The 4,528-nt window shown below is 68.9% G+C and carries 7 protein-coding genes; 3 read left to right on the forward strand and 4 right to left on the reverse strand.

Annotated elements, in window-relative coordinates:
• Positions 1-160: 160 nt before the first annotated feature.
• Positions 161-517 (reverse strand): DUF4406 domain-containing protein, encoded by a 357-nt coding sequence (locus RTM68_RS17050; protein WP_312173234.1) that lies wholly within the window; start codon positions 515-517, stop codon positions 161-163.
• A 69-nt stretch (positions 518-586) separates the two neighbouring features.
• On the opposite strand from RTM68_RS17050, the gene RTM68_RS17055 reads away from it, so the two are divergent.
• On the forward strand, positions 587-1,336 hold the full coding sequence (locus RTM68_RS17055; RefSeq protein ID WP_312173237.1) for a DeoR/GlpR family DNA-binding transcription regulator: 750 nt from the start codon (positions 587-589) through the stop codon (positions 1,334-1,336).
• Positions 1,337-1,507: 171 nt separating this feature from the next.
• Here RTM68_RS17055 and RTM68_RS17060 read toward each other — a convergent pair whose 3' ends face one another.
• The 3 genes from RTM68_RS17060 to RTM68_RS17070 form a co-directional block, all read right to left on the reverse strand.
• The gene (locus RTM68_RS17060; RefSeq protein ID WP_312173241.1) at positions 1,508-2,179 is read right to left on the reverse strand and encodes a GPP34 family phosphoprotein; all 672 of its coding nucleotides are present in this window, start codon (positions 2,177-2,179) and stop codon (positions 1,508-1,510) included.
• A gap of 115 nt (positions 2,180-2,294) precedes the next feature.
• A complete protein-coding gene (locus RTM68_RS17065; protein WP_312173244.1) occupies positions 2,295-2,939 on the reverse strand; it encodes an aquaporin in 645 nt (214 codons plus the stop codon).
• A gap of 202 nt (positions 2,940-3,141) precedes the next feature.
• Positions 3,142-3,357, reverse strand: a complete 216-nt coding sequence (locus RTM68_RS17070; RefSeq protein ID WP_312173246.1) for a hypothetical protein — start codon at positions 3,355-3,357, stop codon at positions 3,142-3,144.
• Between the two features lie 162 nt (positions 3,358-3,519).
• Here RTM68_RS17070 and RTM68_RS17075 point away from each other — a divergent pair, with 162 nt between their 5' ends.
• A complete protein-coding gene (locus RTM68_RS17075) occupies positions 3,520-4,008 on the forward strand; it encodes a hypothetical protein (protein ID WP_312173247.1) in 489 nt (162 codons plus the stop codon).
• Entirely contained in the window at positions 4,005-4,313 is a 309-nt protein-coding gene (locus RTM68_RS17080; protein ID WP_312173249.1) for a transcriptional regulator, read from the forward strand. Before RTM68_RS17075 ends, RTM68_RS17080 begins: the two co-directional genes overlap by 4 nt.
• Positions 4,314-4,528: the final 215 nt, after the last annotated feature.

Here is a 4,528-nt window from a genome sequence, read left to right on the forward strand (position 1 = left end):
GCCGACATCCGTGAAGGGGTGCCTGGAGGGCTTCGACGCATGGCTCGCGCTGTCAGACGGCGCGATGGCCGTGGACTCCCCCCTCGGTCTCCACGGGCCGGCGGATGGACCGACCGGCACGTTGGTGAGGGTCGGCGGCTGAACGCCGGCACCGCGTCCCTCAGGCTGCCGGGATCTCATCGATCGATCGATACACGGGCAGCCCTCGATCGAGCGCGATCTCGACGTCCTTGTCCGCGCCCGCGGAGTCGCCGGGCAGGCGCAGCACGGCATCGCAGTGCTGCAGCAGTCGGTGCGCCGTCTCGTACATGACGTCGCCGTCGGCGGCATCCGCCTCGTCCATCCCGCGGAGGATCGGCAAGGCGACCCATTCGCCGATCATGGGCACGTGCCCCAGGCGGTGGATGGGAGCTGCGGCCTCTTCGAGGCGCTCGAGGTTGCGGGCGATGAGATCGGGGTCGCCGCCGGTTCCCGAACGGTAGGGGCCGGCGATGAGAATCAGGAGTGGAGTCGTCATGCGGAAGACTGTATCGTTAACCGTGCAAGAACATGCAACTTCACGAAAGAACAAGATCTGAGGAGTCGGATGCTGGGCGCACAGCGCAAGGACCTGCTGCGGGAGACCCTCCGCAGAGACGGCCGGATCGTCGCGAAAGACGTGGCACGCGACCTCGGGCTGTCGGAGGATTCGATCCGCCGCGACCTGCGCGAGCTCGCCGAGGCCGGGGAACTCGTGCGCGTGTACGGCGGCGCTCTTCCCGTGCCCGCGGCCGATCGGCCCGTCGAGCAGCGCCTCACCCTGTCGACCGACAGCAAGCAGCGCGTGGCTCGCCGAGCCGTCGAGCTGATCGCCCCGGCATCCACGATCGTGCTCGACGCCGGCACCACGACGCTCGCGATGGCGCGGATGCTGCCGCACCGCACCGATCTGACTGTGATCACGCCGAGCCCGGCAGTCGCGATCGCGGTCGCCGAGCACTCCGACGCACGCATCGTGATGATCGGCGGCGAACTCGCCCGGTTCTCGATGGTCGCGAGCGGCCCGCTGGCGATGGAGGCCGTGCAGCATCTCGCCGCCGACGTGTTCTTCCTCGGCGTCACCGGCATCGACCCGGCGCATGGTCTCACCACCGGTCACCTCGACGATGCGGCGACGAAACGGGCGATCGCCGGGCGCTGCACGCAGACGTTCGTGCTCGGCAGCGAGGAGAAGATCGGCGCGGCCTCGCACTTCCCCGTGCTCGACCTCGACGCGGTCGCCGGCGTGGTCGTCGACCCGCACGACCGCAACCCCGTCATCGACACGCTCGCCGAGCGGGTGCCCGTGCTGCGCTGAGCCCTGACCCGATCCGCCCCGATCCGCCCCGTCCCGTGCGGGCACAACTTCGGAGCGACCACCCCGACACCCCGCCCACGAGCCGACAGCCTCGGCGAGTCGCCGACCGTCTCCGAAGCCGTGCCCGGCACAGGAGACGAGAGTCAGGGGACGAGGGACAGGAGACGAGGGTCAGGTGATGGTGGCCGCCACGATCGTCGGGGTCATGATCGCGATCATCGCGGCGGTTATCGCATCGTTGACAGCCTTGGCGACGGCATTCCCCGCGGCGGATCCGGCGGTGAGGTCTTCGATCCGCTTCTTGAGGTCACGCGACGAGACGCCACCGCACTCCTCGCGCAGGATCGCGTGAGCCGCGTTGAGGTTCTGCAGGATCGAGAGCAGCGCCAGATCGGCCTGCGTCGGGGCGAGGGTTCCGGCGAGCACGGCGGCCAGCCTGGCCCGCAGCGTCTGCTCGGGCGTGGAATCGGACTCCGGTGTGCGAGCTGCACCCCATCCGAAGAAGCCGCGCTCGCCCCGGACCAGCACGCCCTGCACGACCAGCGACTCGACGACGACCTCGAGCGGGTCGAGCTTGGGCCGCGTGACGAGCGACTGCAGACGCTTTCCCCGCAGCGGCACGAGACGCTCGAGCGTCGTGTCGAGGATCGGGTTGCCGGTGGGCTCGGTCGACACGATGTCGACCACCGGGTTCTTCTCGTTCGACACGGTGACCCGCCCGTGCAGCGCGAGGTCGACGATCACGGCGGCGATCTCGCCGTACAGGCGGTTGACGCTCACCGCGCTCTCGACGCGGCCGTCGGACCGGAGCAGCAGCATGTGGAGTTCTTCGACGATCAGCATGCATCCACGCTATGACGACGTCTCGCGCCCCGGCATCCCCCGAACGGATGACTTGTGGATGCACGAACGCCGCGCCCTCCGAGGAGGACGCGGCGCTCGAATCGGCACTCGATCGCTACGCGCCGATCTTCTTGGCGTCGTCGGTGTTGAGCAGACGGAAGAGCACGGCGGCGATGACCGCGCCGACCACCGGGGCGAAGATGTAGAGCCACAGCGACGCCCAGTCGAAGTAGCCGCCGACCGAGAGACCGAGCGCCACGGCCGGGTTGAATCCGCCACCCGAGATCGACCCGACGGTCGCCGCGCCGATGAAGACGGTGCCACCGATCGCGAGCCCGTAGAAGGAGTTGCCCTCGGTGTTCTTCGACGTCGCGGTGTTGAGCACGACGTAGACGAGGATCAGCGTGAACAGCGCCTCGACGAAGAACGCCGGGCCGACCTCGATGACCTTGGCTTCCCCACCGGCGGGCCAGACGGCGAGGCTCGCCAGCGCGGCGAGCGCGCCACCGACGAACTGCGCGACGAGGTACGAGATGAAGTCGACGACGCCGAGGCCGCCGCGCAGGAAGACGCCGACCGAGACGGCCGGGTTGAGGTGCGCGCCAGAGATGTGCCCCGTCGAGTAGACGAGCACGGCGAGCGTGAAGCCGATCGCGAGCGGAGTCAGCGGGCTCCCGCTGTTCACCGCCGCGATGATGGTGAGGACGAAGAGGAAGGTCGCGATCGCCTCGGCGACCGCCTTCCGAAGTGTTCCGGTCATGCGTGTGCCCCTTTTTCTGAATGTCAGAGGAGAACGACCACTCCGTCGACCGCACACCCCGGCCGACTCGCCCTCCATTTCGAGCCTGAATCTAGCGGCGCGATCGCCGGGACACTCCGCGCCGCGCTGGATTCCTGAGTAAATGCTGAGTGTGTGTCTCAGGATGCCGGTGTATTACGCGCGCGCGGCCGCTGCTCTCGAGTCACAGACATACTCTGTCAACCCCGTCGCCACCCACCCGCACGGTTCCTATCGTCGTGACATGACCCACCACGAGAGCCACGACGACAGCCAGCCCCACGACCATGACCAGAGCCACGACGAGATGTCCCGTGAGCAGAAGCGGCACGACCAGCTGACCTCTGCACCGGATGCCACGGAGGCCGACGCCGCACCGCGCATCGAGGTCTCGGAGCATGAGGGCAACACGCGCATCGACATCCTCGAAGATGCCGCGGTGCGGCCCCGGGCCCGGCGCCGACGCCGAGGACGACGCGGCGGACGACGTCCACGTCGACACCGACCGGACCTGACCGAAGAACACTTGCCAATTCGGAAAGCGATCACTACGCTTTCCGATATGGAAAACGACTTCTCGGGACCGCCGCCTCGACCGACCTCCGCCGAGGCGCGGGAGGCCCTCGACCGTCTGAACCAGGACGGCGAGATCCTCGCACGTCGAGTCGTGACGCCCTGGTGGTACCACGTCGGGCTCGCGGCCATCATCTTCACGATGATCGCGTCGCAGGCGCTCCCCGGCGTCGCGAGCATCACGCTGGTCGCGCTCGCGATCGTCGCGATCCCGGTCCTCACACTGACCTACAGCCGGTTGTACGGCATCTCGACCTCGTACCGGGGCGGCCCACGCAGCACGAGGATCCTGATCGCCACGATCGCCGTGCTCGCGATCGGGATGGTCTCCGCCCTCGCGATCAAGACCATCGGAGCATCCCCGTGGTGGGTCCTGATCCCCGCCGGTCTCGCCGCGCTGGCGACGGTGATCCTCGGCCGGCGCTACGACGACATGCTCCGCGCCGAGCTGGCCCGCACCACCGACGGAGCCGCATGAGCACCGAGGTCACCCCACGATTCGACGACGTCATCCACTCGCCCGTGCGACTGCGGATCGCCGGGCTGCTGCGCAGGATCACCGAGGTGGAGTTCGCCGCGGTGCGCGACACCCTCGACATCAGCGACGCGACTCTCTCGAAGAACATCAAGGTGCTCGTCGACGCGGGCTACCTCGCCGTTCGCAAGGAGAGCTCACCGGGGCGCGCCGACGCGCGCAGACTCACCTGGATCGCGCTGACCCCCGAAGGGCGGCGCGCGGTCGAGGGACATCTCGCCGAGCTCACCCGCATCGCCGCGGGCTGAGGCGAGGCCGAACCACCACCGCGCACCACCCGGACGCCAGGCGACGCCCGTCGACTCGGAACTAGTTGCGCGTCCGCTGCGGGCGGGCCCCGACTCCGGGGTAGATTGCCCTTGTGACCACCGCTCTCGACGACGACATCCCCGCGCGCCGGGGAACCTCGCCCGGTCCGGAGCGCGGCGGCGGAGCGACCCTCGCCGATGTCGCCCGACTGGCG

Source organism: Microbacterium sp. (assembly GCF_031988965.1).
Lineage (GTDB): Bacteria > Actinomycetota > Actinomycetes > Actinomycetales > Microbacteriaceae > Microbacterium.

What these genes read in the sequence shown, in the direction of transcription:
- RTM68_RS17070 (WP_312173246.1), bottom strand. Translation starts at nt 3,357, where the DNA reads ATGCTCCGAGACCTCGATGCGCGGTGCGGCGTCGGCCTCCGTGGCATC.
- RTM68_RS17055 (WP_312173237.1), top strand. Translation starts at nt 587, where the DNA reads ATGCTGGGCGCACAGCGCAAGGACCTGCTGCGGGAGACCCTCCGCAGA.
- RTM68_RS17065 (WP_312173244.1), bottom strand. Translation starts at nt 2,939, where the DNA reads ATGACCGGAACACTTCGGAAGGCGGTCGCCGAGGCGATCGCGACCTTC.
- RTM68_RS17080 (WP_312173249.1), top strand. Translation starts at nt 4,005, where the DNA reads ATGAGCACCGAGGTCACCCCACGATTCGACGACGTCATCCACTCGCCC.
- RTM68_RS17060 (WP_312173241.1), bottom strand. Translation starts at nt 2,179, where the DNA reads ATGCTGATCGTCGAAGAACTCCACATGCTGCTGCTCCGGTCCGACGGC.
- RTM68_RS17075 (WP_312173247.1), top strand. Translation starts at nt 3,520, where the DNA reads ATGGAAAACGACTTCTCGGGACCGCCGCCTCGACCGACCTCCGCCGAG.
- RTM68_RS17050 (WP_312173234.1), bottom strand. Translation starts at nt 517, where the DNA reads ATGACGACTCCACTCCTGATTCTCATCGCCGGCCCCTACCGTTCGGGA.